Origin of the sequence: Pseudoxanthomonas koreensis (assembly GCF_010093225.1) — a bacterium.
GTDB lineage: Bacteria > Pseudomonadota > Gammaproteobacteria > Xanthomonadales > Xanthomonadaceae > Pseudoxanthomonas > Pseudoxanthomonas koreensis.
The window spans coordinates 1-16,313 of record NZ_PDWM01000006.1 but is presented as its reverse complement, the minus strand read 5'-3'; the positions used below and the strand labels follow the sequence as shown (position 1 = coordinate 16,313).

Annotated in this window: 11 protein-coding genes, 2 tRNA genes and 3 rRNA genes; 10 read left to right on the top strand and 6 right to left on the bottom strand. The window is 66.1% G+C overall.

Annotated features, from left to right (window positions below; all coding sequences use genetic code 11):
- Positions 1-47: 47 nt before the first annotated feature.
- Positions 48-2,219: a glycine--tRNA ligase subunit beta gene (gene glyS / locus CSC64_RS03165; RefSeq protein ID WP_162433875.1), complete on the bottom strand. Its 2,172-nt coding sequence runs from the start codon at positions 2,217-2,219 to the stop codon at positions 48-50.
- A gap of 14 nt (positions 2,220-2,233) precedes the next feature.
- Positions 2,234-3,133 carry a glycine--tRNA ligase subunit alpha gene (glyQ, locus tag CSC64_RS03160; protein WP_162433874.1) on the bottom strand — a complete coding sequence of 300 codons (900 nt, stop codon included), beginning with the start codon at positions 3,131-3,133 and terminating at the stop codon, positions 2,234-2,236.
- A gap of 116 nt (positions 3,134-3,249) precedes the next feature.
- On the opposite strand from glyQ, the gene CSC64_RS03155 reads away from it, so the two are divergent.
- Both CSC64_RS03155 and CSC64_RS03150 read left to right on the top strand, forming a co-directional pair.
- The gene (locus CSC64_RS03155) at positions 3,250-3,999 is read left to right on the top strand and encodes a glutamine amidotransferase (RefSeq protein ID WP_238389736.1); all 750 of its coding nucleotides are present in this window, start codon (positions 3,250-3,252) and stop codon (positions 3,997-3,999) included.
- A 90-nt stretch (positions 4,000-4,089) separates the two neighbouring features.
- Entirely contained in the window at positions 4,090-4,977 is an 888-nt protein-coding gene (locus CSC64_RS03150; protein WP_162433872.1) for a BPSS1780 family membrane protein, read from the top strand.
- Between the two features lie 16 nt (positions 4,978-4,993).
- On the opposite strand, the gene tatC is transcribed toward CSC64_RS03150, so the two are convergent.
- From tatC to CSC64_RS03130, 4 genes are read right to left on the bottom strand one after another with little or no spacing between them, the layout of a single operon-like run.
- Positions 4,994-5,752, bottom strand: a complete 759-nt coding sequence (gene tatC / locus CSC64_RS03145; protein WP_162433871.1) for a twin-arginine translocase subunit TatC — start codon at positions 5,750-5,752, stop codon at positions 4,994-4,996.
- Entirely contained in the window at positions 5,733-6,167 is a 435-nt protein-coding gene (gene tatB, locus CSC64_RS14055) for a Sec-independent protein translocase protein TatB (RefSeq protein ID WP_162433870.1), read from the bottom strand. The genes tatC and tatB overlap by 20 nt, the downstream gene beginning before the upstream one ends.
- Before the next feature lie 21 nt (positions 6,168-6,188).
- Positions 6,189-6,416, bottom strand: coding sequence for a Sec-independent protein translocase subunit TatA (gene tatA / locus CSC64_RS03135; RefSeq protein WP_162433869.1), 228 nt, complete (start codon positions 6,414-6,416; stop codon positions 6,189-6,191).
- Positions 6,417-6,465: 49 nt separating this feature from the next.
- Positions 6,466-7,347, bottom strand: coding sequence for a lipid-binding SYLF domain-containing protein (locus CSC64_RS03130; protein ID WP_425501659.1), 882 nt, complete (start codon positions 7,345-7,347; stop codon positions 6,466-6,468).
- A 165-nt stretch (positions 7,348-7,512) separates the two neighbouring features.
- Here CSC64_RS03130 and hemH point away from each other — a divergent pair, with 165 nt between their 5' ends.
- The 8 genes from hemH to rrf all read left to right on the top strand — a co-directional run bounded on the left by hemH (position 7,513) and on the right by rrf (position 16,114).
- Positions 7,513-8,475 (top strand): ferrochelatase, encoded by a 963-nt coding sequence (hemH, locus tag CSC64_RS03125; RefSeq protein WP_162433867.1) that lies wholly within the window; start codon positions 7,513-7,515, stop codon positions 8,473-8,475.
- Between the two features lie 2 nt (positions 8,476-8,477).
- A complete protein-coding gene (locus CSC64_RS03120) occupies positions 8,478-9,320 on the top strand; it encodes an alpha/beta fold hydrolase (protein ID WP_425501658.1) in 843 nt (280 codons plus the stop codon).
- A gap of 79 nt (positions 9,321-9,399) precedes the next feature.
- A complete protein-coding gene (locus CSC64_RS03115; protein WP_162433865.1) occupies positions 9,400-10,374 on the top strand; it encodes an NAD(P)-dependent oxidoreductase in 975 nt (324 codons plus the stop codon).
- A gap of 584 nt (positions 10,375-10,958) precedes the next feature.
- A 16S ribosomal RNA gene (locus tag CSC64_RS03110) occupies positions 10,959-12,503 on the top strand.
- A gap of 92 nt (positions 12,504-12,595) precedes the next feature.
- Positions 12,596-12,671: transfer RNA gene (locus tag CSC64_RS03105), tRNA-Ala, on the top strand.
- A gap of 16 nt (positions 12,672-12,687) precedes the next feature.
- Positions 12,688-12,764 (top strand) — tRNA-Ile (locus CSC64_RS03100).
- Positions 12,765-12,991: 227 nt separating this feature from the next.
- Positions 12,992-15,855, top strand: a 23S ribosomal RNA gene (locus tag CSC64_RS03095).
- Positions 15,856-16,000: 145 nt separating this feature from the next.
- Positions 16,001-16,114, top strand: a 5S ribosomal RNA gene (gene rrf / locus CSC64_RS03090).
- The 16S, 23S and 5S rRNA genes sit together here with 2 tRNA genes alongside, the layout of an rRNA operon.
- Positions 16,115-16,313 lie beyond the last annotated feature (199 nt).

Here is a 16,313-nt window from a genome sequence, read left to right as displayed (position 1 = left end):
TAACGGGCCCGCGCCGGCCCCGTTAGCCCGTCCCGGCGCGCCGGCGTTCAGGTCGACAGGTGCCCGATCGCCGCCACCGCGCCGAAGCGCTCGGACAGGCGCCTGAGCAGGGCCAGGCGGTTGCCGCGCACGGCCGGGTCCTCGGCGTTGACCATCACCTGGTCGAAGAACGCGTCCACCTGCGGCCGCACCTGCGCCAGCCGCTCCAGCACGCGCACGTAGTCGCGCTGGTGCAGGGCCGCGGTGGTGTCGTCCAGCGCCGCTTCCACCGCCTCGCCCAGCGCGCGCTCGGCGGCTTCGGCGAACAGCGCCGGATCCTCCATCGCGGGGATTTCGATGTCGGCCTTCTTCAGGATGTTGCCGATGCGCTTGTTGGCCGCGGCCAGCGCCCCGGCCTCGGGCAGCGCGGCGAAGGTGCCGATCGCGTCGATCCGGGTGTCGAAGTCGTACAGCGAGGACGGCTTCAGTTCCGCCACGGCATTGAAATGCGCGGCCGGCACGCCCTTGTCGGCGTAGTAGCCGCGCAGGCGGTCGAGGATGAAGTCGTAAACCTCATCCAGCTCGGACGCGCCCAAGTTTCGGATGTTGGAATGACCTTTGGGAGTGTCAACGCCTTCACGGCGGGCCTTTTCGGCAGCCTGCTCCTTTTGACGGAGCACAACTGCCGACATGGAAAACTGGACCGCTTCGTAAGCCCGATAGATGAAAGTCCTCATATCCAGGTCGAACCCACTCTCGATCACCGTCCGCGCCAGCCCCAGCGCATTGCGCCGCAGCGCGAACGGATCCTTGTTGCCGGTCGGCTTCAGCCCCGCGGCGAAGCCGCCGGCCAGGGTGTCCAGCCGCTCGGCGATCGCCAGCACCTTGCCCAGCGGCGACAGTGCGATGTCGTCGCCGGCGAAGCGCGGCTGGTAAGCCTCGTCGATCGCCAGCGCGATCTCCTTCGGCTCGCCGGCGGCCAGCGCGTAGTGGCGACCCGCAATACCCTGCAGCTCGGGGAATTCGTTGACCATGCGCGACTGCAGGTCGTTCCTGGACAGTTCCGCGGCGCGGCGCGCCTGCGCCGGATCGGCGCCGACCTGCGCGGCGATGGCCTCGGCCAGCGCGGCCACGCGCGCGACCTTGTCGGCCACCGTGCCCAGCCTGGCCTGGTAGGTGACCGTCTTCAGCCCCTCGCCCATCGACGCCAGGCCCTGCCTGAGGTCCTCGTCGAAGAAGAAGCGCGCATCGGCGAAACGCGGGCGGATCACCCGCTCGTAGCCCTTGCGCACCTCGGCCACGTCGCGCGACTCGATGTTGGCGATGCCGATGAAGTGCTCGGTGAGCCGCCCGGCCGGGTCCAGCACCGGGAAGAACTTCTGGTTGACCTCCATGGTCTCGATCAGCGCTTCCTGCGGCACCGCGAGGAAGTCGCGCTCGAAGCTGCACAGCACCGCCGACGGCCACTCGGTCAGGCACACCACCTGCTCCAGGTTGTCGTCGGTGACGCGCGCGCTGCCGTCGACCGAAGCGGCGGCCTGCTGCGCCTCGGCCAGGATCCGCGCACGGCGCTCGGCCGGGTCGACCAGCACGTGCGCGGCCTGCAGCGCGGCCATGTAGTCGTCGGGCTGGCCGATCCACACCGGCTTGTCGTGCTCGAAGCGGTGGCCGCGGCTCATCCGGTCCGAGCTCACGCCCAGCACCTGCGCCGGCACCACCTGGTCGCCGAGCAGCAGCACCAGCCAGTGCACCGGGCGGGCGAAGGCGTAGTCGTGGTCGCCCCAGCGCATCGGCTTGGGGATCGGCATGCCGGCGATCGCCTCGGCGACGACTTCGGGCAGCAGGTCGGCGGTGCGCGCGCCGGCGCGCACGGCGCGGTGCACGAAGCGCTCGCCCTTGGCGTCGGTGGCGCGTTCCAGCGCGGTCCACTCCACCCCGGCCTTGGCGGCGAAGCCTTCCAGCGCCTTCGTCGGCCGGCCTTCGCCGTCCAGCGCGATGTTCACGTAGGGGCCGAACACTTCCGAAGCCTGTTCGGGCTGCGCGGTGTCCACCGCCGGCAGCAGCACCGCCAGGCGGCGGGGCGTGTGCAGCGGGCGCGCATCGCCGGCCTCGAAGCCGATCCCGCGCTTCTCCAGCGCGGCCAGGACGCCATCGAAGAAGGCCTGCGCCAGGCCCGGCAGCGCCTTGACCGGCAGCTCCTCGGTGCCCAGTTCGACCAGCAGGGGTTTCTGTTCGCTCATGTGCTCGGCCATGCTCAGGCGACCGCCTTCTTCAATCCGGGGAAACCCAGCTTCTCGCGCTGCGCGTGGTAGGCCTCGGCCACCGCCTGGGCCAGCCGGCGCACGCGCAGGATGTAGCGCTGGCGCTCGGTCACCGAGATCGCGCGGCGCGCGTCGAGCAGGTTGAACGAGTGCGAGGCCTTGCACACCTGCTCGTAGGCCGGCAGCGGCAGCCCGGCTTCGACCAGTTTCATCGCCTCGGCCTCGCAGGCGTCGAAGCGGTGGAACAGCTCGGCCACGTCGGCGTGCTCGAAGTTGTAGGTGCTCTGCTCGACCTCGTTCTGGTGGTAGACGTCGCCGTAGGTGACCACGCCCTGCGGGCCGGTGGTCCAGACCAGGTCGTAGACGTTGTCCACGTTCTGCAGGTACATGCACAGCCGCTCGAGGCCGTAGGTGATCTCGCCCAGCACCGGCCGGCACTCCAGGCCGCCGGCCTGCTGGAAGTAGGTGAACTGGGTCACCTCCATGCCGTTGAGCCACACCTCCCAGCCCAGGCCCCAGGCGCCCAGCGTGGGCGATTCCCAGTTGTCCTCGACGAAGCGCAGGTCGTGCACCCGCGGGTCGATGCCCAGCGCCTTCAGCGAGCCCAGGTACAGCTCCTGGATGTTGTCCGGGTTGGGCTTCATCACCACCTGGTACTGGTAGTAGCGCTGCAGCCGGTTCGGGTTCTCGCCGTAGCGGCCGTCGGTGGGGCGGCGCGAAGGCTGCACGTAGGCCGCGTTCCACGGCTCCGGGCCGAGCGCGCGCAGGAAGGTGGCCGGGTGGAAGGTGCCGGCGCCGACCTCCAGGTCCAGCGGCTGGATCAGCACGCAGCCCTGCTCGGCCCAGTAGGCGTTGAGCGCCTGGATCAGTCCCTGGAAAGTCGGTCCGGTCATCGGTTTTATTGCGCTGCGGAAAAGCGGGCTAGTATAGGGCCGGGCCCCGCACCATGCGGGTTTCCACCGTTTCAGACGCTACTTTTTCCCCGTTTCCGCCGGTCCGTCCCCTACCCGTGAACGCAGCCCGCCGCGCGCCCTTCCTGATCGTCGAGACCGGCCAGCCGGTGGACAGCCTCAAGCGTTACGGCCGCTTCCCGCACTGGATCCGGGTGGCCGCCGGGCTCGGCGCGCGCGAGGTGCTGGAGGTCAACGCCGAGCGCGGCGACCCGCTGCCGTCGCCCGAAGGCCTGGCCGGGGTGATCGTCAGCGGCTCGGCCGCCTTCGTCACCGACCGCGCCGAATGGAGCGAGCGCACCGCGGGCTGGATCCGCGAGGCGGTCGAGGGCGGCACCCCGCTGCTGGGCATCTGCTACGGCCACCAGCTGCTGGCCCACGCGCTGGGTGGCCAGGTCGACTACAACCCGGCCGGGCGCGAGTCGGGCACGGTGTTCATCGACCTGCATCCGCCGGCGTTCGAGGATCCGCTGTTCGCGGCGATGCCGGCGCGCTTCGCCGCCCACGCCACCCACCTGCAGACGGTGCTGCAGCCGCCGCAGGGTGCGACCGTGCTGGCCCGTTCCGAACAGGACGGCTGCCACGCGTTCCGCTGGGGCGCGCAGGCCTGGGGCGTGCAGTTCCACCCCGAATTCGCCACCCACCACATGCGCGGCTACGTCAACGCGCGCGCCGACTGCCTGCGCAACCATGGCCGCTGCCCGCGCACCGTGGCCCGCGAGGTCAGCGCCGCGCCGCAGGCGCGCCAGCTGCTGCGGCGCTTCGTCCGGCATGCACGCGGCGCCCACGGGCGCTCCGGACACCTCTGAAAGCGCGGCGCGGGCGCGGCAATCCGCCGCCCGATCACCGATAATCCATGACGTGCCCCGGCTCCGCGGGTGCGCCGCAACGGGAAGACGATGGACTCGATACGCAAGCTGCCGGCCGCCGCCGGCGCCGAATGGGTGCTGGGCGGGTTCGCCCTGCTGCGCCGCGCGCCGCTGGCGCTGGGCATGCTGGGCGCGCTATGGGGCCTGCTGGCCTCGCTGGTGGTGACCCTGGGCGCGGCCGTGCCGGCGCTGGCCACGGCGCTGCAGCTGCTGGTCGCGCTGGCCGGACCGGTGCTCTTCGCTGGCCTGGTCTGGGCGGTGCGCGAGGTCGCGCACGGCCGTGCTGCGCAGCCGGCGCACCTGCTGCAGGGTGTGCACGAGGGGCGCGTCCCCGCGCTGCTGGCCACCCTGCTGCCGCAACTGGCCGCCGGCCTGCTGCTGGGCGTGCTGCTGCTGGTGCTGGTCGGTTCGCAGCAACTGCAGCACCTGGCCCAGGTCAGCGAGCAGCTCAACACCATGGCCCAGGCCGGGCAGCAGCCCACCCCGGAAGAGGTCCAGGCGCTGATCGGCGACCTGCCCGCCGGGCGCATCCTGCTGTGGCTGCTGCTGGGTTTCGCCGCCGCCGTGGCGGTGGCGCTGACCGTGTTCGTCTCGGTGCCGCGGATCCTGTTCGACCGCCGCGACGGCCTGGCCGCCATGGGCGACAGCCTGCGCGCCTGCCTGCACAACCTGCCGGCGATCGCGGTGTTCTTTCTGCTGGTGATGGTGTCGGTGTTCGCGATCTATTTCGTCGTGCTGATCGTCACCGTGGTGCTGCAGCTGCTGGCCGGGCCGATGCTGGCGCTGTGGGTGGCGCAGGTGCTGATGATGGCGGTGCTGATGCCGCTGCTGGCCGGTGCGGTCTATACCGCCTGGATCCAGCTGTTCGGCGAAGCGGCCGCGGCGGCCGCGCCGGTGGCGGGGCAGCTGGAAGCCTGAGCGGCGGCCGCGCCGCCTAGGCGGCGTCGCCGTTCTTCGGCGCCACCAGCCGCGAGGCGAAGATCCCGGCCTCGTACAGCAGGCACATCGGGATCGCCAGCAGCAGCTGCGAGACCACGTCCGGCGGGGTGATCAGCGCGGCGAGGATGAAGATGCCCACGATCGCGTAGCCGCGCCCTTCGCGCAGCTGCTCGGGCGTAACCCAGCCCAGCAGCACCAGGATCACCAGCGCCACCGGCAGCTGGAAGCTGGCGCCGAAGGCCAGGAAGATCACCAGCACGAAGTCCAGGTAGGCGTTGATGTCGGTCATCATCGCCACGCCTTCGGGCTTGATCGCGGCGAGGAAGCCGAACACCGACGGCAGCACCACGAAGTAGGCGAACGCGCAGCCGGCGTAGAACAGCACCACCGCCGAGGCCAGCAGCGGCACCGCCAGCCGCTTTTCGCGCTGGTACAGGCCCGGCGCGACGAATGCCCAGGCCTGGTACAGCAGCCACGGCGCGGTCGCCACCAGGGCGACGAAGAACGCCAGCTTGAGCGGGGTGAAGAACGGCGAGGCCACCTGCACCGCGATCAGCTGGCCGCCGGCCGGCAGCTTGTCCAGCAGCGGCGCCGCCAGCCACGCATAGAGCCGGTTGGCGAACGGCAGCAGCAGCAACAGCACCAGCACCGGCCCGGCCAGCGCACGCAGCAGGCGCGTGCGCAGCTCGAGCAGGTGCTCCATCAGGCTGCTTTCGGCATCCGCCTCGGGGCGGTCAGGACCGGGGTGGCTCATCGCTTCCTTCCGCCGGCGGCCGCGCCGCCGTCCCGCCGGTTCCGCCCGTGGTTTCCGCCGCACCGGCGGCGTCCGCCGGCGCGGCCGGCCGCGCCTCGACCTGGCGCCGGACCTCGTCCAGCTGCCTGCCGGCCGAATCCACGCCTTCCTTCACCGTCGCCCGGGCCTGGCCGAGCTCGTCCTGCAGCTTCGACTGCGCCTGCTTCAGCGCCGCCTGGGTGTCGTGCAGGCTGCGCTTGAGTTCCTCGGCCTCCAGTTCGCGCTCCAGCTCGGCCTTGACCGAATACCACTGCGCGCGTGCGCGGCGCACCCACAGCCCGGCGAAGCGGGCCGCCTTGGGCAGCCGCTCCGGACCGAGCACCACGAGGGCGACCACCGCGATCAGCAGCAGTTCGCCGAAGCCGATATCGAACATCCGCGTGCGACCGACGCGGGATCAGTGCTGGGCGCGGTCGCGCTCGGACTCGGCCTTGTCCTGCACGCCTTCGCGACGCTCGTCGCCGAGCTGGCCGGCCGGCTTGTCGTCCGGGTCGCGCATGCCTTCCTTGAAGCCCTTGACCGCTTCGCCCAGGTCCTTGCCGGCATTGCGCAGGCGCTTGGTGCCGAACACCAGCAGCACCACGACCAGCACGATGATCCAATGCCAGATGCTCAAACCACCCATGGCGCGCTCACATGTGTATGGAATACAGGACGACAGGATAGCGCAGCGCTCAGGGCAGCGGTTCGGTGGTGGTGCCGCTGTCCTCGACCGGTTCGAAGCCCTGGGTCGGCGCCGGGCCGGTGGCGGTGGTGGCCGGTTCCACGGTCCGCACCGGGGCGGTGCCCTGGGTGGTCGCCGCCGCCGGCGCTGCAACCGGCGCGGCCGGCGCCGAGGCGCTACTGCCCGAGCCCGAACGGGCCACGCGCGCGCTGTGGGTGGCTTCCTCGAGTTCGTCGCGGAAGGCGACCACCGCCGCCGGCGGGACCACCTGCGAGCGGCCTTCGAACACCATGCGCGGCGTCGTGGTGGGGCCGTAGACGGCCGCCTGCGCCTTGCGGTCGATCTGCAGCACCGCCCCGTCCAGCGAGACCCCGGCGAACAGGCCGCGCGCGCGCGACCAGGACCAGATCTCGGCCTTGAACTGCCCGTCGGTGGCCGCGGCGGCATTGCGCCCCACCGGCCCGGCGGCCACGCCGGCGTCGGCGCCCAGGGTGAACTTGCCGTTGACGATGTCGTCCAGGCTGCGGTCGTTGCGGAACGCCAGGACCACGTCGGCCGACTGCACGCCGGCCTGGAAGCCGATGCTGCCGCCGGTCAGGGTCACGAACACCGGGTTGGACCAGGTGCCGTCGGCGCCCTTGACCGACATCAGTCCGTGGCCGCGGCGGCCGCCGAGCACCAGCCCGGCCTTGATCGTGTCGGGGATGACGATGATCCCGCGCGCCTCGTCGAGCAGCTTGTCCGGGATGGCCTGTTCGGGGATCTGCTGGATCTCCTGCATCACCCGCACCGCGTTGCGCGCGCGCTCCTCCTCCTGGGAAGAGGCGACGGCATGGCCGGCGACGGCCTGCGTGGCGGCGAGGACGAGCAGCGACAGCAGGAACTTCGGCAGACGCGTCATGCAGGGACTCCGGATCGTTGCGGGCAGCGGCGCTGCCGCGATGCGAACGACGCTAATGAAGCCGCGATGAATCGTGCATGACGCCCGCGCCCCCGTCCATGCCGCCGCTCCCGCGCGCGGCGCGAAGCGGCACGGCGGCTCTGTCAGAATGCGCGCATGTCGCACGCCACCGATACCGCACTGCTGGCCGTCAACCTCGGCACCCCCGATGCGCCCACCGCCGCGGCCGTGCGCCGCTACCTGGCCGAATTCCTCGGCGACCCGCGCGTGGTCTCGATTCCGCCGCTGCTGTGGAAGCCGCTGCTGTACGGCCTGATCCTGCCGCTGCGCGGGCCGCGCTCGGCCGCCAACTACGCCAAGGTGTGGATGGAAGGCGGCTCGCCGCTGCTGGTCTACACCCGGCGTCTGGCCGCCGCGCTGCAGGACTGCCTGCCGCAGTGGAAGGTGCTGCCGGCCATGCGCTACGGCTCCCCGGCCCTGCGCCAGGCCCTGCGCGACCTGCGTGCCGAAGGCGTGCGCCGGCTGGTGGTGCTGCCGCTGTACCCGCAGTACTCCACCACCACCACCGCCTCGGTTGCCGACCTGGTCGCCGAGGAAACCCAGGGCATGGACGTGATCCTGATCGAGGATTACTCCCGCGATGCCGGCTGGGTCGCGGCGGTGGCCGCCTCGATCGCCCGCTACCGCCACCAGCACGGCGCCGGCGGGCACCTGCTGTTCTCCTTCCACGGCCTGCCGCAGCGCGTGGCCGATGCCGGCGACCCGTATCCGCAGCGCTGCCAGGACAGCGCGACCGCGATCGCCGCGGCGCTGGGCCTGGCGCCGGAACAGTGGTCGATTTCCTACCAGTCCCGCTTCGGCCGCGAGCGCTGGCTGGAGCCGGCCACGGTCGATGCCCTGGACCGGCTCGCCGCCGCCGGCGAGCGCCAGGTCGACGTGGTCTGCCCCGGTTTCGCCGTGGACTGCATCGAGACCCTGGAGGAAGTGGCGCTGGGGCTGGCCGAGCACTTCCAGGCCAAGGGCGGCCGCCTGGCCTACATCCCCTGCCTCAACGACGCGCCGGCCCACGCCGAAGCACTCGCCCGGCTGGCCCGCTGCGCCGCCGGCCGCGAGGCATGAACCTGCGCGAGGTGGCCGTGCCGGTCGCGTTCGGCGCACTGGCCGGCCTGCGCCTGGAGCGCCCCGGGCGGCCGAAGCTGATCGCCCTGCACGGCTGGCTCGACAACGCCGCCAGCTTCCTGCCGCTGCTGCCGCACCTGCCCGGACTGGACCTGCTCCTGCTCGACCTGCCCGGCCACGGCCACAGTGCGCACCTGCCGCCGGGCGCCGAATACGGCCTCACCACCCATCTGCACGCCGTCCTCGATGCGGCCGACGCGCTGGGCTGGGAGCATTTCGGCCTGCTCGGCCATTCCATGGGCGCGGCGATCGCCGCGCTGGTCGCCGCCGCGGTGCCCGCCCGGGTGGAGCGGCTCGCGCTGCTGGAAACCCTGGGGCCGCTGGCCGAAGCGGAAGAACACACCGCCACCCGCCTGCAGCAGGCGGTGGCCGCCGCGCGCGGGCGGCCGGGCAAGTCGCTGCGCGTGTTCCCGGACCTGGCCGTGGCGGTGCGCGCGCGGATCCAGGCCAGCCCGATCGGCGAGTCCGGCGCCCGCCTGCTGGTCGAACGCGGCACCCGCGAAGTCGACGGCGGCCCCGTCTGGCGCAGCGACCCGCGGCTGACCCTGCCGGCGGCCACGCGCCTCACCGAAGCCCAGGTGCGCGTGCTGCTGGAAGCGGTAACCTGCCCGGTGCAGGGGCTGTACGCCGACCCGGCCCAGCCCTATTTCCCCGACGCCGTGCGTCGCGGGCGCCTAGACGCATTGCCGCAGGCCCGGCTCGAGGTGCTGCCCGGCCACCACCACCTGCACATGGACCAGCCCGCCGCGGTCGCCGCCGTGCTCGCCCGGTTCCTCGCCGGCTGACCCCGCGTCGCGCCTGCCATCGACAAGCGCCGCCGCGACCGACAGGATGCGGCCAGGAATGCATGGGCGGGGGCCGGGCATGGGGTTGTATCCGCTGTTCGCCGAACTGGACGGACGCGAAGTGCTGGTGGTGGGTGGCGGCGAAGTGGCCGCGCGCAAGGTGGCGGCACTGCTGAAGGCCGGTGCGCGGGTGCGCCTGCACGCCCTGGAAGTCCTGCATGAAGACCTGGCCGCGGCGCTGGCCGCCGGGCGCATCGCGCGCCTCGGCGGCGACTTCGATCCGGCCTGGCTGGACACCGCCTGGCTGGTGGTCGCCGCCACCGACGACGTCGCCTTCAACGCCGGGCTTGCCGCCGAAGCCGGGCGCCGGCGCCGCCTGATCAACGTGGTCGATGACGCGGCGCTGTCCACCTTCCAGGTGCCGGCGGTGGTGGACCGCGCGCCGCTGGTGCTGGCCATCTCCTCGGCCGGCACCGCGCCGATGCTGGCGCGGCGCATCCGCGAGAAGCTGGAAACCCTGGTGGATCCCTCGCTCGGCACCCTGGCGGCATTGTTCGGCCGCCACCGCGAGCGGATCCGCGCGCAGCTGCCCGACACATCACAGCGCCGGCGCTGGTTCGAACGCATGCTCGACGGATGCATGGAGCAGGCGTACGAAGGCGGCGGCGCGGCGCGCGCCGAAGCGCTGTTCCTCGAGGAGCTGGAGAACGCGGCCGGTGCGGTTGAAGCCGCCGGTTCGGTGGCGCTGGTCGCCGCCAGCCACGCGCCCGACCTGTATACGCTGCGTGCGCTGCGTGCGCTCAACGAGGCCGACGTCATCGTGTGCATGGATGGCATAGACGACGCGGCGCTTGAGCCGGCCCGCCGCGATGCAAGGCACATCCGTGCCGCCGATCCCGAAGCGGCGGCGCAGCGCGCGCTGCAGCTGGCGCAAGAAGGCGCGCGGGTAGTGCTGCTGCACGGCGCGGAAGGTGCCGCAGCCGCCTGCGAACGCCTGGAACAGCAGTGCGCGCAGGCCCGCATCGCATGCCGCCGCATCCCCGGCATCGCCTGAGCGTGGGCGGGGGCTTCCCAAGCCGCGGGCACCCGTGCACAATGCGCGCCCCTCGCCGCTGAACGCATCCCCCGGGAAGCTGAATGCGGCAGGGCCGGGAACAGGACCCTCGAAAAAAGGTGTTGCAGTTCTCCGGAAGCCCCCTATAATGGGCGGCTCCCTCAGGCGGAAACGGACTACGGTCCGCAGCCACCTGGGAACGGAAACGAAACAATCTCTTCACGAGGTGTTGACGGGTCCGGAACGAGTCGGCACAATGTGCGGCTCACCTCGCCGGAAGCGGTTCGCCGCCGAAGATGAGGGGAAGATGAAAACCCCGCAACGCGGTGTTGACACTTCCAGAACGAGCTGCCAGAATGTGCGGCTCACCTCGACGGAAACGTCGGGACACGGATGAAGGCGCTGAGGCCGATTCCGACGCTCTTTGAAAGTGTGCGCAGGTAACTTGTGCGGACGCCTGCAGGAAGGATGACTGTCCATCTTGCAGACGTTTTAACAGCAACAAGTCAAATGCTTTAAGCAAGCGATACGTAGCTGGGTAGAACTTCTGCAGCTGAAAGTATTGACCTTCGGGTCTGTAGTTTTAAGTGAAGAGTTTGATCCTGGCTCAGAGTGAACGCTGGCGGTAGGCCTAACACATGCAAGTCGAACGGCAGCACAGGAGAGCTTGCTCTCTGGGTGGCGAGTGGCGGACGGGTGAGGAATACATCGGAATCTACTCTGTCGTGGGGGATAACGTAGGGAAACTTACGCTAATACCGCATACGACCTACGGGTGAAAGTGGGGGACCGCAAGGCCTCACGCGATTGAATGAGCCGATGTCGGATTAGCTAGTTGGCGGGGTAAAGGCCCACCAAGGCGACGATCCGTAGCTGGTCTGAGAGGATGATCAGCCACACTGGAACTGAGACACGGTCCAGACTCCTACGGGAGGCAGCAGTGGGGAATATTGGACAATGGGCGCAAGCCTGATCCAGCCATACCGCGTGAGTGAAGAAGGCCCTCGGGTTGTAAAGCTCTTTTGTTGGGAAAGAAATCCTGTTGATTAATACTCGGCAGGGATGACGGTACCCAAAGAATAAGCACCGGCTAACTTCGTGCCAGCAGCCGCGGTAATACGAAGGGTGCAAGCGTTACTCGGAATTACTGGGCGTAAAGCGTGCGTAGGTGGTTGTTTAAGTCTGTCGTGAAAGCCCTGGGCTCAACCTGGGAATTGCGATGGATACTGGGCAACTAGAGTGTGGTAGAGGGTGGCGGAATTCCCGGTGTAGCAGTGAAATGCGTAGAGATCGGGAGGAACATCCGTGGCGAAGGCGGCCACCTGGGCCAACACTGACACTGAGGCACGAAAGCGTGGGGAGCAAACAGGATTAGATACCCTGGTAGTCCACGCCCTAAACGATGCGAACTGGATGTTGGGTTCAACTTGGAACCCAGTATCGAAGCTAACGCGTTAAGTTCGCCGCCTGGGGAGTACGGTCGCAAGACTGAAACTCAAAGGAATTGACGGGGGCCCGCACAAGCGGTGGAGTATGTGGTTTAATTCGATGCAACGCGAAGAACCTTACCTGGTCTTGACATCCACGGAACTTTCCAGAGATGGATTGGTGCCTTCGGGAACCGTGAGACAGGTGCTGCATGGCTGTCGTCAGCTCGTGTCGTGAGATGTTGGGTTAAGTCCCGCAACGAGCGCAACCCTTGTCCTTAGTTGCCAGCACGTAATGGTGGGAACTCTAAGGAGACCGCCGGTGACAAACCGGAGGAAGGTGGGGATGACGTCAAGTCATCATGGCCCTTACGACCAGGGCTACACACGTACTACAATGGTGGGGACAGAGGGCTGCAATCCCGCGAGGGTGAGCCAATCCCAGAAACCCCATCTCAGTCCGGATCGGAGTCTGCAACTCGACTCCGTGAAGTCGGAATCGCTAGTAATCGCAGATCAGCATTGCTGCGGTGAATACGTTCCCGGGCCTTGTACACACCGCCCGTCACACCATGGGAGTTTGTTGCACCAGAAGCAGGTAGCTTAACCTTCGGGAGGGCGCTTGCCACGGTGTGGCCGATGACTGGGGTGAAGTCGTAACAAGGTAGCCGTATCGGAAGGTGCGGCTGGATCACCTCCTTTTGAGCACGACAGCTCCATCCTGTCGGGCGTCCTCACAAGTCACCTGCATTCAGAGTTCCTGGCCCGGTAGCGGGCTAGGCAAGTCCCTTTTAGGGGCCTTAGCTCAGCTGGGAGAGCACCTGCTTTGCAAGCAGGGGGTCGTCGGTTCGATCCCGACAGGCTCCACCATATGAGTTCGACTTTTGGGTCTGTAGCTCAGGTGGTTAGAGCGCACCCCTGATAAGGGTGAGGTCGGTGGTTCGAGTCCTCCCAGACCCACCACTCTGAATGGCAAGCGCACACACTTTCTATTTACGCGCCAGGCGCTGAGGCCCGGTACGTGTTCTTTTAAAACTTGTGATGTAGCGAGCGTTTGAGATGTCTATCTCGACGTGTCGTTGAGGCTAAGGCGGGGGCTTCGAGCCCCTAAAAATTGAGTCGTATGTTCGCGCTGGTGGCTTTGTACCCCACTGGCACGTCATTAACTCCGAGGCGACTTGGGGTTATATGGTCAAGCGAATAAGCGCACACGGTGGATGCCTTGGCGGTCAGAGGCGATGAAGGACGTGGCAGCCTGCGAAAAGCGCGGGGGAGCTGGCAACAAGCTTTGATCCCGCGATGTCCGAATGGGGAAACCCACTGCTTCGGCAGTATCCTGCAGTGAATACATAGCTGCTGGAGGCGAACCCGGTGAACTGAAATATCTAAGTAACCGGAGGAAAAGAAATCAACTGAGATTCCCTAAGTAGCGACGAGCGAACGGGGACTAGCCCTTAAGCTGGTATGGCTTTAGAAAAACAACCTGGAAAGGTTGGCCATAGAAGGTGACAGCCCTGTATTTGAAAGGGCCATTCCAGTGAAGACGAGTAAGGCGGGGCACGTGAAACCCTGTCTGAACATGGGGGGACCATCCTCCAAGGCTAAATACTCCTGACCGACCGATAGTGAACCAGTACCGTGAGGGAAAGGCGAAAAGAACCCCGGAGAGGGGAGTGAAATAGACCCTGAAACCGTGTGCGTACAAGCAGTAGGAGCCCGCAAGGGTGACTGCGTACCTTTTGTATAATGGGTCAGCGACTTACAGTTCGTGGCAAGCTTAACCGTATAGGGGAGGCGAAGGGAAACCGAGTCTGAATAGGGCGCATAGTCGCGGGCTGTAGACCCGAAACCGGGTGATCTAGTCATGCCCAGGGTGAAGGTGCCGTAACAGGTACTGGAGGCCCGAACCCACTCCCGTTGCAAAGGTAGGGGATGAGGTGTGATTAGGAGTGAAAAGCTAATCGAACCCGGAGATAGCTGGTTCTCCTCGAAAGCTATTTAGGTAGCGCCTCATATGTATCCTCTCGGGGGTAGAGCACTGTTATGGCTAGGGGGTCATCGCGACTTACCAAACCATTGCAAACTCCGAATACCGAGACGGACTGTATGGGAGACACACGGCGGGTGCTAACGTCCGTCGTGAAAAGGGAAACAACCCAGACCCACAGCTAAGGTCCCAAATTATCGCTAAGTGGGAAACGATGTGGAAAGGCACAGACAGCCAGGAGGTTGGCTTAGAAGCAGCCACCCTTTAAAGAAAGCGTAATAGCTCACTGGTCGAGTCGGTCTGCGCGGAAGATTTAACGGGGCTAAGCGATAAACCGAAGCTTGGGGTGCACAACTCTGTTGTGCGCGGTAGAGGAGCGTTCCGTAAGCCTGTGAAGGTGGATTGAGAAGTCTGCTGGAGGTATCGGAAGTGCGAATGCTGACATGAGTAACGATAATGCGGGTGAAAAGCCCGCACGCCGAAAGCCCAAGGTTTCCTTGCGCAACGTTAATCGACGCAGGGTTAGTCGGTCCCTAAGGCGAGGGCGAAAGCCGTAGTCGATGGGAAGCAGGTTAATATTCCTGCACCTCGCGTGAGTGCGATGGAGGGACGGAGAAGGTTAGGCAGGCCGGGCGTTGGTTGTCCCGGTGAGAGGGTTGAGGCGGTGCTCTTTGGCAAATCCGGGAGCGCAACGTTGAGACCAAGGACCAGCCCTTTAGGGCGAGGCTGCTGATATCACGCTTCCAGGAAAAGCTCCTAAGCTTCAGCTCACGAAGACCGTACCGTAAACCGACACAGGTGGGTAGGATGAGAATTCTCAGGCGCTTGAGAGAACTCGGGTGAAGGAACTAGGCAAAATAGCACCGTAACTTCGGGAGAAGGTGCGCCTCTTCTGGTTAATAGCTGGGGGAGGCCGAAGTAACCAGGCCGCTGCGACTGTTTATCAAAAACACAGCACTCTGCAAACACGAAAGTGGACGTATAGGGTGTGACGCCTGCCCGGTGCTGGAAGGTTAATTGATGGGGTCAGCCGCAAGGCGAAGCTCTTGATCGAAGCCCCAGTAAACGGCGGCCGTAACTATAACGGTCCTAAGGTAGCGAAATTCCTTGTCGGGTAAGTTCCGACCTGCACGAATGGCGTAACGACAGCGGCGCTGTCTCCACCCGAGACTCAGTGAAATTGAAATCGCTGTGAAGATGCAGCGTTCCCGTGGCAAGACGGAAAGACCCCGTGAACCTTTACTATAGCTTTACACTGAACGTTGAGTTCGTCTGTGTAGGATAGGTGGGAGGCTTTGAAGTGTCGGCGCTAGCTGGCATGGAGCCATCCTTGAAATACCACCCTGATGTGCTTGACGTTCTAACCTGGGCCCGTAATCCGGGTCGGGGACCGTGTATGGTGGGTAGTTTGACTGGGGCGGTCTCCTCCTAAAGAGTAACGGAGGAGCTCGAAGGTACGCTCAGCGCGGTCGGACATCGCGCACTGTGTGCAAAGGCATAAGCGTGCTTGACTGCAAGATCGACGGATCAAGCAGGTAGGAAACTAGGACTTAGTGATCCGGTGGTTCTGTATGGAAGGGCCATCGCTCAACGGATAAAAGGTACTCCGGGGATAACAGGCTGATACCGCCCAAGAGTTCATATCGACGGCGGTGTTTGGCACCTCGATGTCGGCTCATCACATCCTGGGGCTGTAGTCGGTCCCAAGGGTATGGCTGTTCGCCATTTAAAGTGGTACGCGAGCTGGGTTCAGAACGTCGTGAGACAGTTCGGTCCCTATCTGCCATGGGCGTTGGAGATTTGAGAGGGGCTGCTCCTAGTACGAGAGGACCGGAGTGGACGAACCTCTGGTGTTCCGGTTGTCACGCCAGTGGCATTGCCGGGTAGCTATGTTCGGAAGCGATAACCGCTGAAAGCATCTAAGCGGGAAGCGCGCCTCAAGATGAGATCTCCCGGGGCACAAGCCCCCTGAAGGAACCATCAAGACTAGGTGGTTGATAGGTCAGGTGTGTAAGCGCAGCAATGCGTTGAGCTAACTGATACTAATGATCCGTGTGGCTTGACCATATAACCTCAAGTGGCCTTGGACTCGACGAACACGTCGATAGCCATCCGTCGCTCACTACATCACAAGTAAATATGCGAGACGGTGCGGTATGCACGGTCGGTCCCTTGCGGGCGGCCATGTTCACCAGCACGCTCCAACCGTCTCCCTGATGAAATTAGCGTTGTGGAACCACCCGATCCCATCCCGAACTCGGAAGTGAAACGCAACAGCGCCGATGGTAGTGTGGGTTTCCCATGCGAGAGTAGGTCATCGTCAGGGTCTTTATCCGGAACCCCCAGCCTTGTGGCTGGGGGTTTCTTCTTTTTCCGCCCTGGAGAAGTGCGTTTCCGCCGACGTCCCCCCGCTTTCAGTAGCGGTCGGCTTTGGAGTCCGCGGTTAGGGTATCCGAGATGGTCAGGGTTTTGGCATAGGCTTCCGGGGTGAGCCCGCCGATTGCCTTCTTGGGTCGCTCCTCGTT